Annotated in this window: 18 protein-coding genes; 8 read left to right on the top strand and 10 right to left on the bottom strand. The window is 71.3% G+C overall.

From position 1 onward, the window contains the following. Positions 1-27 precede the first annotated feature (27 nt). From ACFQVC_RS07410 to ACFQVC_RS07400, 3 genes are all read right to left on the bottom strand, one after another. A complete protein-coding gene (locus ACFQVC_RS07410; protein WP_381827829.1) occupies positions 28-1,290 on the bottom strand; it encodes a sensor histidine kinase in 1,263 nt (420 codons plus the stop codon). Positions 1,291-1,295: 5 nt separating this feature from the next. Beyond that, complete coding sequence (locus ACFQVC_RS07405; protein ID WP_381828311.1) at positions 1,296-1,976, bottom strand: response regulator transcription factor; 681 nt, start codon at positions 1,974-1,976, stop codon at positions 1,296-1,298. 400 nt (positions 1,977-2,376) lie between these two features. Further along, positions 2,377-3,777: an aspartate aminotransferase family protein gene (locus tag ACFQVC_RS07400; RefSeq protein WP_381827827.1), complete on the bottom strand. Its 1,401-nt coding sequence runs from the start codon at positions 3,775-3,777 to the stop codon at positions 2,377-2,379. Between the two features lie 88 nt (positions 3,778-3,865). Between ACFQVC_RS07400 and ACFQVC_RS07395 the strand changes: the two genes are divergently transcribed. The 3 genes from ACFQVC_RS07395 to ACFQVC_RS07385 all read left to right on the top strand — a co-directional run bounded on the left by ACFQVC_RS07395 (position 3,866) and on the right by ACFQVC_RS07385 (position 6,685). Further along, positions 3,866-4,774 (top strand): LysR family transcriptional regulator, encoded by a 909-nt coding sequence (locus ACFQVC_RS07395; protein ID WP_381827825.1) that lies wholly within the window; start codon positions 3,866-3,868, stop codon positions 4,772-4,774. Positions 4,775-4,891: 117 nt separating this feature from the next. After that, positions 4,892-5,554 (top strand): hypothetical protein, encoded by a 663-nt coding sequence (locus tag ACFQVC_RS07390; RefSeq protein WP_381827822.1) that lies wholly within the window; start codon positions 4,892-4,894, stop codon positions 5,552-5,554. A gap of 177 nt (positions 5,555-5,731) precedes the next feature. Continuing rightward, on the top strand, positions 5,732-6,685 hold the full coding sequence (locus ACFQVC_RS07385; RefSeq protein WP_381827820.1) for an SDR family NAD(P)-dependent oxidoreductase: 954 nt from the start codon (positions 5,732-5,734) through the stop codon (positions 6,683-6,685). Between the two features lie 13 nt (positions 6,686-6,698). On the opposite strand, the gene ACFQVC_RS07380 is transcribed toward ACFQVC_RS07385, so the two are convergent. Further along, positions 6,699-7,166, bottom strand: coding sequence for a nuclear transport factor 2 family protein (locus ACFQVC_RS07380; RefSeq protein ID WP_381827818.1), 468 nt, complete (start codon positions 7,164-7,166; stop codon positions 6,699-6,701). A gap of 595 nt (positions 7,167-7,761) precedes the next feature. Here ACFQVC_RS07380 and ACFQVC_RS07375 point away from each other — a divergent pair. Then, entirely contained in the window at positions 7,762-7,962 is a 201-nt protein-coding gene (locus ACFQVC_RS07375; protein ID WP_381827817.1) for a hypothetical protein, read from the top strand. Positions 7,963-8,243: 281 nt separating this feature from the next. Next, positions 8,244-8,939: a GOLPH3/VPS74 family protein gene (locus tag ACFQVC_RS07370; protein WP_381827814.1), complete on the top strand. Its 696-nt coding sequence runs from the start codon at positions 8,244-8,246 to the stop codon at positions 8,937-8,939. Between the two features lie 22 nt (positions 8,940-8,961). On the opposite strand, the gene ACFQVC_RS07365 is transcribed toward ACFQVC_RS07370, so the two are convergent. Beyond that, the gene (locus ACFQVC_RS07365; protein WP_381827811.1) at positions 8,962-10,209 is read right to left on the bottom strand and encodes a serine hydrolase domain-containing protein; all 1,248 of its coding nucleotides are present in this window, start codon (positions 10,207-10,209) and stop codon (positions 8,962-8,964) included. 279 nt (positions 10,210-10,488) lie between these two features. On the opposite strand from ACFQVC_RS07365, the gene ACFQVC_RS07360 reads away from it, so the two are divergent. Beyond that, positions 10,489-11,442 carry a C40 family peptidase gene (locus tag ACFQVC_RS07360; RefSeq protein ID WP_381827809.1) on the top strand — a complete coding sequence of 318 codons (954 nt, stop codon included), beginning with the start codon at positions 10,489-10,491 and terminating at the stop codon, positions 11,440-11,442. Positions 11,443-11,555: 113 nt separating this feature from the next. Here ACFQVC_RS07360 and ACFQVC_RS07355 read toward each other — a convergent pair whose 3' ends face one another. Both ACFQVC_RS07355 and ACFQVC_RS07350 read right to left on the bottom strand, forming a co-directional pair. Continuing rightward, complete coding sequence (locus tag ACFQVC_RS07355; protein WP_381827806.1) at positions 11,556-11,846, bottom strand: hypothetical protein; 291 nt, start codon at positions 11,844-11,846, stop codon at positions 11,556-11,558. Positions 11,847-11,995: 149 nt separating this feature from the next. Further along, complete coding sequence (locus ACFQVC_RS07350) at positions 11,996-13,114, bottom strand: alpha/beta hydrolase family protein (RefSeq protein WP_381827804.1); 1,119 nt, start codon at positions 13,112-13,114, stop codon at positions 11,996-11,998. Positions 13,115-13,426: 312 nt separating this feature from the next. Between ACFQVC_RS07350 and ACFQVC_RS07345 the strand changes: the two genes are divergently transcribed. Both ACFQVC_RS07345 and ACFQVC_RS07340 read left to right on the top strand, forming a co-directional pair. Next, positions 13,427-14,407 (top strand): ArsR/SmtB family transcription factor, encoded by a 981-nt coding sequence (locus tag ACFQVC_RS07345; RefSeq protein ID WP_381827801.1) that lies wholly within the window; start codon positions 13,427-13,429, stop codon positions 14,405-14,407. 93 nt (positions 14,408-14,500) lie between these two features. Continuing rightward, complete coding sequence (locus tag ACFQVC_RS07340) at positions 14,501-15,907, top strand: MFS transporter (RefSeq protein ID WP_381827799.1); 1,407 nt, start codon at positions 14,501-14,503, stop codon at positions 15,905-15,907. Between the two features lie 97 nt (positions 15,908-16,004). Here ACFQVC_RS07340 and ACFQVC_RS07335 read toward each other — a convergent pair whose 3' ends face one another. Genes ACFQVC_RS07335 through ACFQVC_RS07325 form a run of 3 tightly spaced genes read right to left on the bottom strand, consistent with a single transcriptional unit; the run spans position 16,005 to position 19,326 of the window. Next, positions 16,005-17,408, bottom strand: coding sequence for a DUF6351 family protein (locus tag ACFQVC_RS07335; RefSeq protein ID WP_381827797.1), 1,404 nt, complete (start codon positions 17,406-17,408; stop codon positions 16,005-16,007). Further along, positions 17,405-18,856, bottom strand: a complete 1,452-nt coding sequence (locus ACFQVC_RS07330) for an MFS transporter (RefSeq protein WP_381827794.1) — start codon at positions 18,854-18,856, stop codon at positions 17,405-17,407. Before ACFQVC_RS07330 ends, ACFQVC_RS07335 begins: the two co-directional genes overlap by 4 nt. Before the next feature lie 11 nt (positions 18,857-18,867). Further along, on the bottom strand, positions 18,868-19,326 hold the full coding sequence (locus tag ACFQVC_RS07325; RefSeq protein WP_381827792.1) for a MaoC family dehydratase: 459 nt from the start codon (positions 19,324-19,326) through the stop codon (positions 18,868-18,870). Between the last annotated feature and the right edge of the window lie 132 nt (positions 19,327-19,458).

The following is a 19,458-nucleotide window of genomic DNA, read 5'->3' as shown; positions in this document are numbered from 1 at the left end:
TCCCTCCCTCATGCCACTGCGGGCCGGTCAGCCGGGCAGGCGCAGCGTGGCGACGGCGCCGCCGTCCGGGGCGTTGTCCAGGCTCAGTTCGGCGCCGAGCAGCCGGGCCTGCCCCAGCGCGATGGTCAGGCCGAGGCCATGACCCGAGCCGCGCTCCTTCGCACCCGTATGGAAGCGGCGGGGCCCTTCGCGCAGCAGGTCGGCGGGGAAGCCGGGGCCGTGGTCGCGTACGACGACGGTGTGGCCGTCGACGGTGATCCGCACCGGGACGCCGCCATGGCGGTGGGCGTTGACGACGAGGTTGCCGACGATCCGTTCGAGGCGGCGCGGATCGGTTTCGACGGTCCCGGCGGGGTCGGCGTGCCGCGTATCGGCGAGGGTGACCTCTGTGTCGAAGCCGGTGCGTGCCACGGCCTCGGCCACGACCTCGCCCAGCGGCACATGGGCGCGGACCGGCTGTTCGGCGCCGGCGTCGAGGCGGGAGATCTCCAGGAGGTCCTCGACCAGGCCGCGCAGATCGCGCACCCGGGCACGGAGCAGATCCTCCGTCTCGCCGGGCGGCAGCAGGTCGGCGGCGGCCAGCAGACCGCCGACGGGGGTGCGCAGCTCGTGGGCCACGTCTGCGGTGAACTGCCGCTCGGTGCGCAGCCGTTGGCCGAGGCTGTCGGCCATGAGGTCGACGGTGGCGGCGATCTCGGCCACCTCGTCGCCGCCCTTGGTGGGCCCGGTCCGTGCGTCGAGGTCCCCCGTGGAGATCCGCTCGGCGGTCTCGGAGACCCGCCGCAGCCGACGGGCGAGCAGCCCGGCCCCGTAGGCCGCCAGCGGCGCGGCCGCCGCCAGCGCGACCAGCGAGGCCACCGTCATGGTCGCGTCGAGCTGGCGCAGGGTGTGGAGGTCCGAACTCATGTTGACCTGGACGGCGAGCACCGGGCTGCCCGGGCCGCCGGTGCGCTGGGCGGCCCAGACACTCGGCCCCAGATTGTGGTGGATGCGCCCGTCGTAGGCCGTATGCCGGTCGCCGTCGGACAGGGTGCGCAGTGCGTTGGGCAGTCCGGCCGGATCGATCTTGGCACCGTCCGTGAGGGTTCCGGTGCGCCGGTAGACGTCCATGGCCGAGTAGACGGCGTTGCCGGCCTGTCGCACCGCGCGTTCACGGATGTCCATCGCAATCCACACGTGCACAAGGACGCCCACCGCCGCCGCGACCAGACAGGCCGTGGCCGCGGCCAGTGCGGCGATCTTCCAGCGCAGGGACGCGCGGACCGGCCGGAGCCGGCGGAACGGGCGCACCGGCGTCAGCGCCTGAGCTTGTAGCCGAAGCCGCGGACCGTCTCGATCCGCTCCCGGCCCAGCTTCCTGCGCAGCCGCTGCACACACAGGTCCACCACGCGGCTGTCGCCGTCCCAGCCGTACTCCCAGACGTCGCGCAGCAGCGTGTGCCGCTCCAGGACGACGCCCGGACGGGCGGCGAACTCGAGGAGCAGCTTCAGCTCGGTCGGGGTCAGCGCCACCGGGTCTCCGGCGACGAACACCTCCATGCCGGCCGTGTCGATGGACAGATCCCCGAAGACCAGGGTCTCCCCCTCGGACGGCGCGGGCCCTGTCGCCTGCTCGCCCCCGGCTCCGGCCCCAGGAACGGGAGCGGGCGCATACGTCGCCCGCCGCAGCAGCGAACGGATGCGGGCCACGAGGACGTACGTGTCCACGGGCTTGACCACGTAGTCGTCCGCTCCGGCCTCCAGACCGGCGACGACATCGAGTCCATCGCCGCGGGCCGACATCATGAGGACGGGCACCAGGCTCGTCTCCCGGACTCTGCGGCACAGGCCGATCCCGTCGAGACCGGGCAGCATCACATCGAGAACGAGCAGGTCGAAGCTTTCCCCGCGGAACAGCTCGAGCCCCGAGAGGCCGTCGGCCGCGGCCTTCATCTCGTAGCCGTAGCGTTCGAGGGCGACGGTGAAGGACCGACGCATCAGGTCGTCGTCTTCCACCAGCAGGACGCGCACGGGAGGCGCGGAGGCTTCGGCCGGGATGGACGAGGACACGGGCGGATGGCTCCTTTCGGATACGGCGGTTCGGGTGCGTGAGGGGCCCCGCCGCGCATCCGCGCAGCCGACGGCCTCAAAGGAACGATACGGCAGACACCGGACACGGCGACCGCGTCGCGCAGAGCGTCCCCCACCAGCCAACCCCAGGTCAGAGCGGTGACTCCGGCCAGGATGCCCGGCGGACGTGAGCACTGATCGACGGGCAACCAAGCGCTCCCTGATACCCACCCGATACAAATCCCGCGCGGTCACGGACAGGGGCTGCGCGTCAGCGCCGAGCCCGCGTCCGCGTCAGAGCCGAGCCCGCGTCAGAGCCGGGCTGGCGTCAGTGCCAGGCTGCGAGTACCGCCCTGATCGAGGCCTCCAGGATGTCGACGCCGGCGTGGAGCTCGTCCTCGCTCGTCGTGAGCGGCGGCGCGATCCGGAAGATGCCTCCCATGCCGGGCAGTTGGACGATGTTGAGGTGCAGTCCGCGTTCGAGGCAGGCCGTCGTGACGGCCTGGCCGAGCGCGTCGGCGGGGGTCCTGCTCTCCTTGTCGGTCACCAGCTCGATGCCCTGCAGCAGGCCGCGCCCACGGACGTCGCCGACGACCTCGTAGGTGTCGCGCAGTGTTGTGAGGCGGTCGGTGAGCTGGTCGCCCAGCTTCGCGGCCCGGTCGACGAGACGGTCGCGCTCGATGACGTCCAGGACGGTCAGGCCGACGGTCGCCGCGAGAGGGTCGGAGACATGGGTGGTGAAGAAGAGGAAGCCGCGGTCCCGGCAGACCTGCTCGATGTCGCCGCCGGTGACCACGGCCGCGACCGGCAGTCCGGCCCCCAGCGTCTTGGAGAGGGTGAGGATGTCGGGGGCGACCCCGTCGCGCTCGAAGGCGTACATGTCACCGGTGCGTCCGAGGCCGGTCTGCGCCTCGTCGAGGATCAGGAGCATGCCGCGCTCGGCGCACATCTCCTTGAGGCGGCCGAGGTAGCCGGGCGGCAGGTCGATGATGCCGCCGGACGACAGGATCGGCTCGACGATGCAGGCGGCGAGCGCGCCCGTCGACTGCTGGTCGACCGACGCGAACCCGTAGGCGAGCTCGGCCTCCCAGTCGTAGGAGCCGTCGGTGCGGCGGAACGGCGAGCGGTACGCGTTGGGCGTCGGCAGGGTGAGGTTTCCCGGCAGGGCCGGTCCGTATCCGCGGCGCCCGGCGGAGAAGGTCGCCGCCGCGGCCCCTGACGTCATGCCGTGCCAGGACCGGTCGAACGAGACGATCTCGTACTTGCCGGTGTAGAGCTTGGCCATCTTGAGGGCGGCTTCGTTGGACTCCGCGCCGGTCGTCAGGAGCAGCGTCTTGCTCAGGGTGTCGGGCAGGGTCGCCGCCAGCCTCTTGGCCAGGTTGACGACCGGCCGGCTCAGCATCCCGCTGAACAGATGGGACAGCGAGCCGACCGACTGGGAGACGGCCCGGACGATGTCCGGGTGCGCGTGTCCCAGGACCGCGCTCATCTGCCCGGAGGTGAAGTCGAGGATCCGCCGGCCGTCCGCGGTGAACACGGAGCTGCCGGCGGCGCGGTCGATGATCTCGCGGGTGAACTCGCCGCCGTAGCGCACGAGATGCCGGTCGGCTTCGGCCCAGAAGGACTCGTCGGGCGGCGAGGTGGGGGCGGACGGTACGGCGGGGGCGGAGGGCACGGTGGTCGTGGCCGGCACCGTGACGCCGGCCTCGTTCGGAGCGGGAGCAGCCATGCCATCGACCGTAGGCCGCGTCCGAGCGACACGTCCATCTCACAATTCCGGCTGTCCTGTTCGGTAAAACCGCACAACAATGGGGCAGATGATGAACCCCTGGAGGCTGCGGCTGCTGAGCCAGCTGGACACTCTCGGCACCGTCCGGGCGGTGGCACAGGCCGCCAACCTGAGCCCGTCGAGCGTGTCCCGGCAGCTCGCCGTGCTTGAGGCCGAGACACACACCCAGCTCCTGGAGCGGACGGGCCGCCGGGTCCGGCTGACCTCGGCCGGGCTGATCCTCGCGCGGCGGGCACGGGCGATCCTCGATCACATGGACGGCGTCGAGGCGGAGCTGCGCGGCTTCGGCGAAGAACCCTCCGGCCTGGTGCGGCTCGGGGCGTTCCAGAGCGCGATCCACACCATGGCCGTGCCGGCGGTGACCCGGCTTGCGCGTCAGCATCCGCATCTCGACATCGAGGTGCTGCAGCTGGAGCCGCACGAGAGCGTGCCCGCGCTGCGCGTCGGCGACGCGGACATCGTCATCACGACCACCGACTTCGACGAGCTGCCCCTCGGCCCCGACCTCGACCTCGTACCGCTGGCCACGGACCCGGTCCTGCTTGTGGTCCCGCCCGATCACCCGTCGGCCGGACGCGGCACCGTGGACCTCGCGGCCTGCGCGGACGAGCCGTGGGCGTTCGACATGCCCCAGTCGTACATGGCCAACCTCGCGCTACGACTGTGCCGTCAGGCCAGGTTCGAGCCGCGGGTGGTGGGCCGCTTCGGCAACTACATGATGACCCTGCAGCACGTCGAGGCCGGCCTTTCGATCGCGCTGCTTCCCGGCCTGGCGGTCGACCGCCGCTATCACGTCGCCACCAGGGAACTCGCGACTCCCGTGACGCGCACGATCACGGCTGCGATCCGCCGCGGTTCACCGCCCCGCGCGGCGGTGCGCGTCGTCCTGGACGCGCTGCGGCATCTCCCGGACCTGCCTCAGACGGAGTCGCCTTAGCACCTCCGCGCGCCTCCATACGGAGCAATACCGATACAAACGCACCTTTCAGCGGGTAGATGGTCCGCCAGAACACCTCGACCACCTCCCCGTCTGATCGAACCCAAGGTAGGCGTGATGCGCAGGTACCTCCTTCCGTGCGTGGCTGCCGCGATGTGTGCGTGCCTCGTGACCGTGCCGGCCACGGCGGCAGCCGCGGCCACGGACAAGCCGCTCGACGGCACCGCCGGAGTTCCCCAACCACCGGACCCACTGACCGAATTGGAGATGAAGAGACAGGCCAAGACGTTCCACACCTTCGGGAAGATGGGGAACGCGCACGCCGAGACCTCCAACTTCGCCGGCGATGTGTTCTCCGGTGAGAAGGATCCGCTGAAGCTGCGCGAAGGCCTCAAGAAGGCCGACGCGTCCCTTGACAACCTCCTGGCCATCGCACCCGGCGGATCCCCGGCGCACCGCGCCGCCTTCCCCGGTCTCGCCGAAACCGTGAAGGCCATCAAGGCGGAGAACCGCAAGCTGGCCGAGGCGCGCGCACGGGACGACTTCCCGGCACTCGTGGCGGGCGGCACGACCATCACGACCCAACTGAGCCTGCTCACGGCACAGGTCTTCACCGCGTTCGGCTTCGGTATCGCCCAGGGAGTCCTGGAGGGAATCTTCAAGCCCCCGAAACAGCAGACGCCGCAGACGCCTCAGGCACAGCAGCCACAGCAGACGCAGCAGCAGACGCCGCAATCACAGCAGCCGCCACAAACATCGCAGGCACAGCAGACACCGTAGGCGCGGCCGCCGCAGCCAACGCGACCGACGCAGCGGGCGCCGAGGTCCGCGGAGAGCTGTCGGTGGCGTATCGGCGGTGACGGTGTTCTGTCGGCCGCATATCGGTGAAGGTTGCGACTCTGGGCGGGTGGGGTGCTCTCCCTGAGCACCCCACCCGAGCGCAAGGAGCCCGTCACCGTGTCTTCCGCATCCCAGAGCCGTCCGTGGGACGTTCACCGGCTGCCGTCCGCCGAGGGCAACACCTTCCTGGTCACCGGGGGCAACACCGGGATCGGCTACTTCGTCGCGGAACAGCTCGCCGCCACCGGCGCCTTGGTCGTACTCGGCAGCCGGGATGCCGCGAAGGCCGGCGCCGCCATGACCTCGATCCGCTCGCGCGCGGCAGCAGCGCGCGTACGCCATCTGCAGCTGGACCTCGCCGACCTGTCGTCCCTCAAGAGCGCCGTGGACCGCCTCGGCCTCGATCATCTCGACGGCGTGGTCCACAATGCCGGGGTCGCGCTCGACCACCCGCCGCGCCGGGAGACCGCGGACGGCCACGAGCTGATGTTCGGCACCAATCACCTCGGCCACTTCGCGCTCACCCAGTGGCTGGCTCCCCTGCTGACCGCGGCGCCCGCGGGCCGCGTAGTGACAGTGGGAAGCTTCGCGGCCCGGTCCGAGCGACTGGACCTGGGCGATCTCCAGTCGACCCGGAACTACCGGCCCAAGCACAGCTACGGCCGGTCGAAGCTGGCCCAGATGAGCTTCGGCTTCGAACTCGACCGCCGGCTGCGGGCCGTCGGCAGCACGGTCCTCAGCGTCGTGGCCCACCCCGGCGGCGCGCTGGACGGCCTCACTCCCTCCCGCCCGCCGGTACACGTGACCACCACCGGCGAGCGGCTTCGCGCGCTGCCCGCCCGGCTGTTGGTGCAGGGCAAGGAGGCCGGAGCACGGCCCGTCGTACGTGCGGTCCTCGACCCGCGGGTGCGGGGAGGGCAGCTGTGGGGGCCGAGGGTCTTCGGCCTGCGCGGCACACCACGGCTTGAGCCCGTCCCCGCCCACATGGCCGACCCCGCCGTCGCCGCTCGCCTGTGGGCTGCCGGCGCTGAACTGGCCGGCACCGACCCCGACCTCGGGTTCCGGCAGTGAGTACGACGCCCCCTCAAGCCGTGCAGGCCTCGGCGATCGACAGGCTGTCCTCGTAGAGGTGGTGGCGGGTGATCCGGCCGTCCTCGACGGTGAGGTGCAGCGCGAACGGGCCCTCGAAGGACTTCCCCGTCGCGCGCACGGTGCCCGACACGTGCCCCATCAGGACGGCGTCGGTGCCATCGACGAGGAAGGTGTCGACGGAGGCACGTGCGTCCTCGGGCACGGTGTGCTCCATCAACTCCGTGAACTGGGCCGCGCATTCGGCGCCGGTGGACCGGGGGCGGATCCACGGGACGACGGGGTTCTCGGCGAGGAGCCAGTCGACCTCGTCGGCGAAGAGCTCGATGAGCCGCCCGGTGTCCCCGGCGAGACGGGCGGCAAGGAACTCCTGCACTCCGGCCCGGGTGGCATCCGCGACGGAGCCCGCATCGGTTGCCGAACCCGGCGTGGTGACAGTGGTGGCGGTGGACTTCAAAGACATGGCGCTCTCCTTGCGGCTGCGGCCGGACCCGGCGGGGGTTCCCGTCGATGTGCCCGATCGTGCCGCCGGAGAGGGAAACGGTCGATTACCCCGGGGGTAATGGGCGGCTACCCCGGGGGGATGCGCGCCCCTCACCCACCACGCGCACGCGGACCGCGAGTTGACCTTGTACCGGAACGCGTTCACTCCCTTCTGTGACGTTCCGTGAAGCCGTTGAACTCTGCACGGGAGATGTGCCGCATGGTCACATCAACGGGCCGTCCGGTGTGCGCGTCATAGGCGTATGCCCGTTTTCCGGCGGAGCGTCGGGCGGCGTTCCGGTGTGCGTTTCATGGGAGACGTGAAGGTCCCGCCGTATCTCTGCACGCGGGGCGCACGCGATGTGCGGGCTTCGCTCCAACTACACGTCGCACAGGGCGACTTGGCTCGCCAAGGCCCTCACGGACGTGCTTTCATCCAGCACGCAACGGGGGTCACAGCAGACTCCACGCGGTGCGACACGTACCCACGTACCCACATACGCGGTGACGAACGCACCGCGTTCCCTTTCACGGATCCACTTCGTGACCAGAATGCAGAAAGGCGCATCATCAACATGAGCATCGAGACCCGCGAGATAGCCGACGCCGACCTCGACAACATCGCGGGTGGCCTCAGCGTCACCGGCAGCGTGGACGGCCTGAAGATCACGGGCACTCCGGGCCCCGGCGGCGTGCCGGTCGTGACCGGCAGCGCGAAGTCCGCCTCCCTCACCGTGTCGGACATCCAGATCCCCGGCCTGGGCATCGGTGGCTGACATCAGGCAGCACCCGGGCTTCGCCGCCGCTCTGACACGGCGCTGAGCCGCTGGGCCCCGGGGGCCGTGCTTGCTCCCGGGGCCCAGCAGTGCAGCGCGTAAGGGCCAGGGGCGCACCTCGTGAGGGCCGGCAACGCAACTCGTGAGGGCCGGCAGCACAGCGCGTGAGGGCCTGGAATGTGCGTGACCTTCAGGCCGGCCGGGCACTCCTCTGCGGCTGCTCGGCCGTGGGCCGTGTGTCCGGCCCCGCGGCCGCGCCGGCCCCTTCTACCCTCGCCCTCATGGCTCCCCCTTCCGACGCCGCTGCCGCCCGCCTGACCCTTCCCGAGGAGTTGCTGCTGCTCGCCCTCGATCCCGGGTCGGGCCGTGTCCAGGGCCTCATGTGGGTGCGGTACGGGATGGCCGCCGCCGCCCTGATGGAGCTGGAGCGGGCCGGTGCGGTGCGGCCGGAGCACGGGGGCAAACGGTTCAGGGTGACCGGTGCGGCCCCGGCGTCCGACCCTCAACTGAGCGATGTACGGCGCGCCTTGGACCCGGCCGACCGGCCCCGCACCACCAGCTGGCTCGGCCGTCGGCCGCAGAAGGATCTGGTCGAGGTGTACGCGCAGCGCCTCGCGGCCCGCGGGGCGGTGCGCGTACACCCCCATCGCACGCTGCGTTTCTTCCCCTCCACCCGCTATCCCGTGACCGACCGTGCCCTGGCCGCCGCGGAGCGGGCGACGGTGGATGCGGCGGCGGAGTCGACGGCGAGCTCGGCGGCGGGCGGTGAGTCCGCGCCCGCCGACGCCCGTGCCCTGCGGCTCGCCGCGCTGGTCGGCGCCGTACAACTCGGTCGGCGCCTGTACCCCGGAGCCGGTCACCGTGCCGTGCGGCACCGCCTCACCGCCCTGGCCAAGGCGGACTGGGTGGCGAACGCGGTGCGCAGCAAGGTGACCAGCACTCAAGGGGCGATGGCGAGTTCGGGGGGTGGGGGCTAGGAGGTGCCCCTCGGCCGCCGGTTCAGAGCAGCTGCAGTGGCCGGATCGTCGAGCGTGTGGCCGCCGCCTGCCGGGCGGTGGGGCAGAACGCCGCCTGCATCACGTCGACGGAGATGCCGACCTGGTCGACCCAGTCGCCGTTGACGTTGGTGCTGACGGTCTTCGCCCCGTCACGAAGGCCCATGGTCCATGACTGCGAGCCGTGGATGGTGCCGACGTGACCCCACACCTGGACACCGCAGGACAGCTTCTGGCTGATCACGCCGAGTCCGTACCCGGTGTCCGGGATCCAGTTCTTGGTCGGGACGGTGGTGAACATCTCCTTCTGCTGCGCGGCGGGCAGCAGCCGGCCGCCGAGCAGCGCGCTGTAGAACCGGTTGAGGTCGCCCGACGTGGAGATCATGTTTCCGGCGGCGCCTGCCGATGTGGTGTTCATGTCGGTCACGTCATGGACCGGGGCCGCGGGGTCGGTGAGGAGCAGCTTGGAATAGTGCCGTGCGTGCGGCCCGTTGATGGTGGCGCTCTCGCCGGGCACATAGGTGTTGACCAGGCCGAGCGGCGAGGTGATCCGCCGGTTCACCTCGGTGGCGAGTGAACGTCCCGAGACCCGCTCGACGATCATCCCGGCGAGGATGTAGTTGGTGTTGGAGTAGGCCCACGAGGTGCCCGGTGCGAAGTCAGGTGCGTGCTTCATCGCCAGCGCGACGAGTTCGCCGGGCCGCATGCTGTCGTAGCGGTGATCGAGGAAGCCCTGGCCGACCAGTCTGGCCATCATGTCCGGGTCGTTGGTGTAGCTGAAGACGCCGCTGGTGTGGTTGAGCAGCTGCCTTACGGTGATCTTGCTGCCGTCGTGGCCGTTGCCCTTCACCACGCCGGGCAGCCACTTCTCGACGGTGTCGTCGAGGCGGAGTTTCCCTTCGCCCGCGAGCTGCAGGAGGACGGTGGCGGTGAAAGTCTTGGTCGCACTGCCGATCCGGTAGCGGTCGAAGGGCTGGCGCTTGCGTTCGGTCGCGGTGTCGGCGAAGCCGGCCGTGCCGAACCACGGGACGTTGCCGGCGCTGACCTCGGCGAGGATGCCCGGGGCTCCTCTCCCGCTCACCGCGCGGTCGAGCACACGCTGGACAGCGTCATTTCCCTGCACGGACGCCGCAGGTCCCTCCACGGGCGCCCCCGACGCGGCCGGTGACACGACCATGGTCATGACCGCGGCCATGACCATCGCCGAGATGCCCGCGATGAGGGCGGGGACGGTTATGGGACGACGGAACATAGGGCTTCCTTCCGTAGCGAGGCCGACGGCTGCATGCCCTCGGCCGGTGCTTGCGGGAAGCGTCATGGTCCCCAGTTGCGGCGCGTCATCGCTAAGGCGGGCAGCACGAAATCTCGTGCACCGATTGGTGTCCGGCACGAACCCGCATCGCCGGCATCGGCGTTCCGCAGGCGGGCTCGCCGGCAGCGGGCGGAGCCCCTTCAACACGCCGACAGCGTCAAATGTGGCCTACCACACCTTTTTTGGAGCAAATCGGAAACACTGGTAGATCTTGTACGCATGTTTCGAGCCGCATACATACCTCGCCACCGGAAGCCGAACCGCCGTGCGCCAAGGGCCGCGCTGCGCGCAGGAGTCACAGGCGGTGTCCTGAGCACCGCCGCGGCGATCGGCACCACCGGCTTCACCACCGCCGCACAGCAACCCGCCGCGAACGTCATCGAGATGGCCCCGCCCGCTCCCGCGCACGCCGACGAAGCCGGCCGGGTCCCCCACGCCCTCAGGGGCGCGGCCGCAGACATCGCTCTCCAGGCCGAGCAGAACGCCGCCACCCGGCACGCGGCCAAGACCGCCGAGCAGTCGAAGAACGAGGCGATACGCAAGCAGGCCGCAGCCGAGAAGGCTGACAAGGCCGAGAAGGCCAAGAGGGAAGCCGCTGAACAGAAGGCCGCTGCCGCACAGAAGGCGCGCGAGCAGAAGGCCGCCGATGCGAAGGCCGCCGCCAAGACGTCCGCGGCCGCCTCCTCGAAGGCCACCGAGCAGCCCACGCCCCGTCAGCGCCCCAAGCAGCACACCGGCAAGGCCACGGCCAAGTCGTACGGTGCCCATGGCGGCACCGCTGCCACACCGTCCGCCCCGTCGGCCTCCGCCCCGGCGAGCGGCAGCGCCGCTTCCGTCATCGCCTTCCTGCGCGCACAGGTCGGCAAGCCCTACGTCTACGGCGCGAGCGGCCCGTCCGCGTACGACTGTTCAGGCCTGACCCAGGCCGCCTTCAAGACGGTCGGCGTGAACCTGCCGCGCACCTCGCAGGCCCAGTCGTCGACCGGCACTTCCGTATCGCTCTCCGATATCCGGCCGGGCGACCTGTTGTACTGGGGCGGCAAGGGCTCCGCGTTCCATGTCGGTGTCTACATCGGCAACGGCCAGTACCTCGACGCCGCCAACCCCCGCTCGGGCATCTCCGTCAAGAGCCTCTCGGGGTACCCGGCAAGCGGCGCCGTCCGCCTCATCTGACCCGCCCCACCCGGACGCAAAGGCGCGCCCCCGCGTGGGCCGCGGGGGCGCGCTCCTGCTGTGACTTCACCACTTCCACGAAGGCCCCACCCGCATGTGCGGAGGTCCTGCGCTTACGCCCGCTTGCAGCCGAGCCCGCCGACCACCACGCTGTCGCCCGACTTCCCGCCGTAACCGCTCAGGCAGTGCCAGTCCTTGTCGTTGGTCAGGATGCGCGCGCCGACGAAGTGCCCTTCAGGGCCGCGGCAGTCGGTCGCGGTGACCGCGCCCTTGAGCTCGGTGTTCTCCTTGGCTTCCGCGCACGTCCACACACCGGGCACGTCGGCCGATGCCGCCGCAGCGGTTCCCGGGACGGCGAGGAGGCTCATTCCGGCGAGGCCAACAGCAACAAGGGTCTTGCGCATACACGTTCTCCCTCTGGATCGGACTGGATCGGACTGGATCGGACTGGATCACGATGGATTCAGACGACGGTGCGCATTGATCACAGCATCGCCCGCGGCGCCGTGCGAGCCGTGGCGGCCAAGCGGGTGGCCCCGGACGTCGTGGCGCTTCAGACGCCGCAGTGCCGGGTGAAGAAGGACCGTACGCAGTCGCGCACCAGCGGCACGGCTTCCGCCGGGTCGAGCGGGCCGACCAGCTCCGTCCGCGCGGCCGCGCTCATCAGGCCCGCGCGTTCCAACTGCGGGGCCATCGCGGCGTAGTCGGTGAAGACGCCGTGCGTGGCGTGCTCGATACGGCGCAGTTGCGTGCGGCCGCCTGGGCGGTTCAGGAGGGGTGACCAGGAACGCTCCATCGCCTCCCGGCCGGGGAAGCCGTCGGTGCCGGCCAGGAGCAGGGGCCGGTCCACGCCGTGGCGGGCGACGGGGAAGGGCTCGCCTTCCGTACCAGGAGCGGGCGGTGGGTGGTCCAGATAACCCTCCAGGTTGATGGCCGCGTTGACGCGGTGATCCTCGTACATCGCCTGGGCCGCCGCGGTGCCCCCGGCCGAGTGGCCGTACACGCCTGCACGCCGTAGATCCAGGACCCGGTCGAGGCCGTACGGAAGACCGCGGCCCGCCGCATCCTCGATGCGACAGCCTTCCAGGCGATGCAGTTCGTCCAGGACGAACCGCAGATCCGCCACCCGTGTTCCGATCATGGTGCGGAAGGTCTCGGGGTCCTGCCGTGGGTCGCTTCTCAGGGCGGTGCCTCGTACGGTCTCGTCGCGGTACTCCGTCGTACCGGGAAACTCCACCTCGCTGGCGTCGCCGGGGTGGTCGACGGTCACCACCACCCAACCGTGACTGGCCAGTTCCTCGGCGGTGATGGTGCCGAGGTTGCGGGAATCACCGCCGCCGGGGCTGTAGATGAGCACCGGCCGCCGCCCGGGCAGCGCGGGTGCGCCGCTGTGGGCGTGCGTCAGGGTCGCCGCCCAGTCCACGCCCTCCTTCGGCAACTGCGGGTGCAGATAGAAGGGGACGAAGTCCGCGAAGGCCCGGGCGGCACCCGGGGTCATCTGCGGCGCCCGCCTCCCACCGCCGCCACTGCGGGCCGGATAGAACACCGTGGCCATGACCTCCCGGAATGGAAGGGCGGCGTCCCAAGGATCGGGCCGTGCGCGGTCGACCAGATACAGCGAGGTGAGCCCGATGCGGTACGGCCCTGTCGGTTGCGGCAGGCGCACGGTCATGCCGCGACGCTTCCTCACCGCCGACCCGGCCGCCGTGCCCGTCTCCCCCACCGCGTGCGCCCCGCCCCGCAGCGTCATCGCCGTTGCCAGTACGGCCGAAGCGACAACGGACCGCCGCCTCAGCCTCGCCCGTCCCACGCCCGCGCGGCCCGCACCCGCGCGTCCCCCGTCTCGGGAACCATCCCGGTCACTCATCGAACCCCCATGGAATCGATCACGCAATTGATCGGCACGGGCGCATGCTGGCGCGACACCGGGCGTACGAGCGATGGTTGAGGCCAGGACCGAAACGATGGCACCGCCGGGAGAACCGTGATCCGGATCCACCTCAGCGCCGCCGACACCGCGCGCATACGGTTCGCTTCCCGGCCCGCTCCCCTCCAGGAGCTCAACACGGCCTTCATGGCGCTGTTCCGCCATGACGACGGTCTCCTCTTCGGGCACTGGAGACGCCGGGTCCTCAACAGCCTGCCGCAGGAGGTCGAAGCGCTGGGAGACCTGGTCCCCGCAGCCCGTGCACCCCGCTTCCTCGATGTGTTCAGCGACTCCCTGGAGGACGGCCTGGACACGGTCCGCGCCACGCCTCCCGCACTGGTCCGCGAGGAACTCACGCGTGTCTACGCCGGCCACCGCACCCCGGCCCCGCCCTGGATCCGCGATCTGCACAGGGGCGGTCCGGAGGCCTGGCTGGTGCTGCGCCGGGCACAGCACACGGCATTCGAATCGGTGCTGCGTCCGGTCTGGCCCCTCGTGCAGGATCTGCACCGGGCGGAGTTCACCCGGCACGCCCTCGCCGTGGCCGAACACGGCATCGGCGCCGCACTCAACGGCCTGATCCCCGGAGGCCAACTGGCCGACGGTGTCTGGCAGTTGCCCGCGCGATACGAGGGCAACGGAGAAGGGGACATCAAGCCGGCCGGCCGTGGCCTCCTGCTCCTGCCGACCTTCCACTGGACCGGTCATCCCCTCGTCGCCGATCTGCCCGGTCGCCCCGTCGTCGTCACGTACCCGGCAGGACCGGGGCTGCCGCTCCCCCGGTCCGGGACGGCGGATCCGCACGAGGCGCTGGCCGAGGTCCTCGGCGCCACCCGCCTCCGTATCCTGCTGCTCCTCACGGAGCCGCACAGCACCAGCGGGCTCGCCCGGCGCCTGGGCGTCAGCAACGCCACCGTGTCCGCCCACACGGCGGCGCTCCGCGGCGCCGGTCTGATCACGACGGCACGCGTCGGCAAGTCGGTCCTGCACGAACGCACCGCGCTGGGCGGCCTGTTGGCGCACGGCAACCACGCGTAGGGCCACCCGCGTCCATGGGTGATGACCTGAAGTGCCCGGGCGCCGGAAGCGACCGGGCGACCGCACGACCGAGCGGATGAGGAGCGCGCACCCGTGGCCACCGTCCCAGCGGACCGCGAGAGCACAGGAAACCGGGCCCTGCTGCTCGTCCTGTGCGGCACGATCTTCCTTGAGGGCAGCGATGTCGCCATGCTGGCCGTCGCCGTCCCCACCATCCGCGCCGAACTCGGCCTGACCACCGGCGCCGCGGCCTGGGTGATGAGCGGTTACGTACTCGGCTACGCCGGTTTCACCCTGCTCGGCGGCCGCGCCGCCGATCTCCTCGGCAGACGGCGGATGTTCCTCACCTGGCTCGGCGTCTTCCTGGTCTTCTCCATGCTCGGCGGCCTCGCGGACAACGCCTTGACGCTGGTCGTGGCCCGGTTCGTCACCGGTGTGGCGGCGGCCTTCATGACACCCGCCGCCATGTCGATCATCACGACCTCGTATCCGGCGGGGCCGCGGCGCGACAAGGCCCTCCTTGTCTTCGCCGGTGTCGGCGCCGGTGGCTTCTCGCTCGGCCTCGTCATCGGCGGGCTGCTGACCGGACTCGGCTGGCGCTGGGTGTTCTTCGCCCCGGTCTTCCTGGCCGGTGCCCTCCTGCTCGCGGCGCTCAGGCTGCTGCCCGCCGAGCCCCGGTCCGGCCCCGTCGAGCACGGCTTCGACCTGGCCGGTGCGGCCGTCGCCGCCGCCGCGATGCTGCTGCTCGCCTACGGCATCGTCCGCCTTGAGCACGGCGGCGAAGGGCTCGGCCTGACCGTGGGCGCGCTCGCCGCCGGGCTTGCCCTCGTGGGGGCGTTCATCGCGATCGAACGACGCGCCAAGGCACCGCTCATCCGCCTCGGGATCTTCCGCGAGGCCGCGATGGTGCGGGCCGATGCCGCCGCGCTGCTCTTCCTGGGCGCGTTCTTCGGCTTCCAGTTCATCGTCACGCTCTACCTGCAGGAGCTGCGCAACTGGTCCTCGCTGCAGACCGCGATCGCGCTGATCGCCATGGGCTGCGACGCCGTCCTGGCCCCCACCCTCACCCCGCGCCTGGTGAAGCGCTACGGCAACGGGCGGGTGATCTTCGGTGGCTTCGTCCTGGCGATCGTGGCGTACGGGCTCTTCCTGCCGGTCGGGGTGGAGTGGTCGTACGCGGCGATGTTCCCGACCCTGATCATCGCGGGCACCGCCTTCGCTCTCGCCTACGGTCCGCTCACCATCGCGGCGACCGACAGTGTGGCCAAGGAGGAACAGGGCCTGGCGGGCGGGCTGTTGTACACGTTCACCCAGTTCGGCTCGGCGGTCGGGATCTCCGCGGTGACCGCGGTGTACGGACTCGCCGTGGCCGGCGCCGACGGCTCGGCGGACTCGGTCCTCGACGCCTATCGCACCGCGCTGGTCGTACCGGTCGTCCTGGTGTTGCTGGGGGCGGCGGTCACCGCTCCCGGCCTGCGCGCCGCCGGGCCGCGCGCCTGAGTCGCGCACGCCCGACGGCTGACGCACCGACCCGCCCACCCGCCGGTCCTCACGGGAAGGCGGGGCGGCCGGCACAGGGCGCAGTCCTCTACGTCCTCTACCCGGGCCGATGCGGCCGCGGGTAAGGCCCCGGCTGGTAGCGGGCGTAGCGTGCCGGGGTCGTCGGGGAGGCCTCCTTGGCAGCGGAGTTGAGGGCCTCGGCCGAGGTGTCGGGCCAGTGGCCGGTGCGCACGCGGTCGTGCAGGGTGTGGACCGCGGCGGCGAACTCGCCGGTGGAGAAGGTGCAGTGGCCCGCGTGGTTCACATACGCCTGGCGGAGCAGGTGCGCGCTGCCCGAGCGGGTGGCGGCGCGCCGGTAGGCGTCCTCCGTCTGTACCGGGACGAGGGCGTCGCCGATGGTGTGGGTGTTCAGCTGAGGGCGGGTGAGGCGGCCGGTCAGGCCCGTCGTCCGGTCCATGTACGCCACCGCTTCACGGTCCGCGCTCAACCGCGGGGCCTGGCCGAGGGAGCGCAGATCGCCGCCGAGGGACAGCCCGGCCGCCTTGTAAAGCGCCTTGACCTGGCGGTAGTTGGCCGACTGGCGGAGCATACGGCCGTAGTCCACGCCGGTGTTCCAGGACATGCTGCCGCCCGCGCGGGTCTCGGCTTCCTGGCGCCATACGAAGGCGGGGGCCGCGACCAGGCCCTGGACAGCCGGGTACTGGGCGCGTTCCTGCGCGACGTGATCGTCCGGGTCGGGGCGCGGCTGTCCCGGGTCGTTCCATGCGGGGATGTTGTGCAGGGCCGCGGCGAGGGCGATACGGGCCCGGCCCGTTGCCGTGCCCTGTGCCTGTGCGGTGGCGCCTGCCAACTGCTGTGCGGCGTCGGCCGCTTGGCGCTGGTCCGTGAAGTCGGCCAGGGGCAGATCGGCCGACGGGGCGAGGAGGGTCTTCAGGGCGAAGGTGGCGTCGAGGGTGCTGTTCCAGTTGGCGACGCCGCCGTGCACGAGTCCGCACATCGACAGGGAGCCGTCGACGCGTCCGGGATGGCGTTCGGCGATGGCGGTGGTGACCAGACCGCCGTACGACTCCCCCCAGGCGAGCGTCGTCCGGGCCCGGCCGACCCGGCGCGTGAACGTGTCCAGGGTGTGCAGCTGGTCGGGCACGGCCTGCTCCGCGGCCCAGCCGGTACTGGCGTAGGAGGAACCGGCGAGCGCGTAGCCCTCGGCCATCAGCAGTGCGCGGGTGTCGGCGTCGGGTGCGTTCTCGGCCGGGTTCTCGCTGCCCGCCGGGCGGTAGCCGTGGCTGAACAGGAGCACGGTGCCGTTCCATGCGGCGGGCACGTCGATGACGTAGGACGCGCCGGAGTCCAGGGTGCCGGTGAGGTGACGGTCCTCGGGGGCGGCGGTCGCGGGCGGGGTCGCGGTGAGGGCGAGCAGTGTGGCGGCGGCCGCCACGGCGGCGTGCCGGGCCCGTGGGCGCGTACGGCGTCCGGCGGGGGCGCCGGGGGAAGTCGGAGTCATGCCGGGGAGGCTCCTTGGGCTCGGGGGCCGGGCGTGGCGGAGTCCGGATCCGTAGGGGTGGCGGTGGCGGTGGCCGTATCCGTGTCGGCGGGGCCTTCCGTGAGCCGGTCGCCGCTCGTCTCCTTGATCCGCCACAGGGCCGCAAGGGTGAGGACGGCAGCGGCGATGAGCAGGAAGGCGACCGGGGCGCTGCTGTCGTACGACGCGACCAGGGAGCTGGCGATGAGCGGCGAGAAACCGGCGCCGATCAGGGTGGCCGACTGGTAGCCGAGAGAGGCCCCCGTGTAGCGCACCCGGGTGCCGAACATCTCCGTCAGGAGCGGCGCGAGTGGGCCGTACATCGTGGACTGGGCGATGCCGTGGCCGATGACGCAGGCCAGGATCAGCAGGCCCGGTCTGCCGGAGTCGACGAGAGCCAGGAGCGGGAAGGCCGTGGCGCCCGAGAGCAGGGCGCCGACGGCGATGACGGGGCGTCTGCCGAAGCGGTCCGAGAGCAGGTTGGCGACGGGCAGCGCGATCAGGGCCGTGGCGGAGGCGAGGGTGACGCCGAGCAGGGCCTGGCCGCGGGTGTAGCCGTGGTCGGTGGCGTACGCGATGAGGAAGGTGGTCAGGAGCGACTGCGCGGCGAACGGGGCGATGCCCACGCCCGCGCCGAGCAGCACCGCGCGCGGCTTGCGCAGGATGTCGAGCAGCGGCGCCCTGTCCGTGGCCCCCGCGACCCCTGTCGCCTTCTTCGCCCCCGAGGCGCCCTTCGGCTCCTTGGCCTCAGTGGCGCGCTTCGCGGCGGCAGCCGTGAACAGCGGGCTCTCCGCGACGCTCAGGCGCACATACAGGCCCACGCCCAGCAGGACCACGCTCAGCAGGAACGGCAGCCGCCAGCCCCAGCTGCGGAACTGGTCGTCGGGCAGGGCGGACAGTGCCGTCACCACGCCAACGGAGACCAACGAGCCCAGTGGCGCACCGAGTTGGGTGAAGCTGGTCCAGCGGCCGCGGGGGCGGTCGCCGGCGTGTTCGGCGGCCATGAGGGTGGCGCCGCCCCACTCGCCGCCGATCGCGATGCCCTGCACGACACGGAGCAGGACCAGCAGGACGGGTGCCCACATGCCGATCGCCGAGTAGGTGGGCAGCAGGCCGATGAGGAAGCTGGCACCGCCCATGAGCAGCATGGTCAGGAGCAGCATCGACTTGCGGCCGAGGCGGTCGCCGAAGTGACCGAAGACGATGCCGCCCAGGGGGCGGGCGAGATAGCCGGCGGCGAAGGTGCCAAGGGCCGCGATGGTGCCGACGGCGGGGTCCGTGTTCGGGAAGAACAGGTCGTTGAAGACGAGGGCGGCGATGGTGCCGTAGACGAGGAAGTCGTAGAACTCCACGGCTGTGCCGAGCAGTCCGGACAGGGCGACTCTGCGCAGCTCCCGGTCGGAGGTCCGGGTGGGGCCCGGAGCGGTCATGGCCCGGCCCCCTAGGCGTAGAAGCGCGAGATGGCGCGCAGGACGGCGGCGGGCTTGGGTCCGTTCTCGATCTCGATGGCGCCGTCGACGGCGATCTGCACGCCGTCGCCCGCCACGTCGTCGGCGCTCGCGAGGTGCGCGCTCAGGCGGAGCCGGGAGCCGACGGGCACGGGAGCGGGGAAACGCACCTTGTCCAGGCCGTAGTTGACCTTGGTGGTGACGCCCTGGACGTCGAGGAGGTCGGTGAACAGCGGGATGAACAGGGACAGCGTCAGATAGCCGTGGGCTATGGGGGCACCGAAGGGGCCGTCGGCGGCACGTTGCGGGTCGGTGTGGATCCACTGGTGGTCGCCGGTGGCATCGGCGAAGGTGTCGATGCGCTCCTGGGTGATCTCGATCCAGTCGCTCACGCCCAGCTCGCTTCCGGCGAGCTTCTTGAGCGCGGCGAGACCGTCGACGGTCAGGGTCATGGAGGGCTCCTTGTACGGCTGTTGGGTGCGGGAGAGCGGTGGCGCTGGGTACGGAGGTACTGGCAGCACCGAGGTGCGGGGACTGCGGAAGCACTGGACGTACGGAGGTACGGGGACTGCGGAGGCACTGGA

Source organism: Streptomyces monticola, assembly GCF_042665355.1.
Classification (GTDB): Bacteria; Actinomycetota; Actinomycetes; order Streptomycetales; family Streptomycetaceae; genus Streptomyces; species Streptomyces monticola.
The sequence above is the reverse complement of the archived record's forward strand: the minus strand, read 5'-3'. Positions and strand labels throughout refer to the sequence as shown.

Coding starts and splice junctions, on each gene's coding strand:
- ACFQVC_RS07380 (WP_381827818.1), bottom strand. CDS start 7,166: ATGTCTTTGAAGTCCACCGCCACCACTGTCACCACGCCGGGTTCGGCA.
- ACFQVC_RS07360 (WP_381827809.1), top strand. CDS start 10,489: ATGTTTCGAGCCGCATACATACCTCGCCACCGGAAGCCGAACCGCCGT.
- ACFQVC_RS07405 (WP_381828311.1), bottom strand. CDS start 1,976: ATGCGTCGGTCCTTCACCGTCGCCCTCGAACGCTACGGCTACGAGATG.
- ACFQVC_RS07350 (WP_381827804.1), bottom strand. CDS start 13,114: ATGACCGTGCGCCTGCCGCAACCGACAGGGCCGTACCGCATCGGGCTC.
- ACFQVC_RS07400 (WP_381827827.1), bottom strand. CDS start 3,777: ATGGCTGCTCCCGCTCCGAACGAGGCCGGCGTCACGGTGCCGGCCACG.
- ACFQVC_RS07330 (WP_381827794.1), bottom strand. CDS start 18,856: ATGACCGCTCCGGGCCCCACCCGGACCTCCGACCGGGAGCTGCGCAGA.
- ACFQVC_RS07370 (WP_381827814.1), top strand. CDS start 8,244: ATGGCTCCCCCTTCCGACGCCGCTGCCGCCCGCCTGACCCTTCCCGAG.
- ACFQVC_RS07390 (WP_381827822.1), top strand. CDS start 4,892: ATGCGCAGGTACCTCCTTCCGTGCGTGGCTGCCGCGATGTGTGCGTGC.
- ACFQVC_RS07335 (WP_381827797.1), bottom strand. CDS start 17,408: ATGACTCCGACTTCCCCCGGCGCCCCCGCCGGACGCCGTACGCGCCCA.
- ACFQVC_RS07375 (WP_381827817.1), top strand. CDS start 7,762: ATGAGCATCGAGACCCGCGAGATAGCCGACGCCGACCTCGACAACATC.
- ACFQVC_RS07365 (WP_381827811.1), bottom strand. CDS start 10,209: ATGTTCCGTCGTCCCATAACCGTCCCCGCCCTCATCGCGGGCATCTCG.
- ACFQVC_RS07325 (WP_381827792.1), bottom strand. CDS start 19,326: ATGACCCTGACCGTCGACGGTCTCGCCGCGCTCAAGAAGCTCGCCGGA.
- ACFQVC_RS07355 (WP_381827806.1), bottom strand. CDS start 11,846: ATGCGCAAGACCCTTGTTGCTGTTGGCCTCGCCGGAATGAGCCTCCTC.
- ACFQVC_RS07395 (WP_381827825.1), top strand. CDS start 3,866: ATGATGAACCCCTGGAGGCTGCGGCTGCTGAGCCAGCTGGACACTCTC.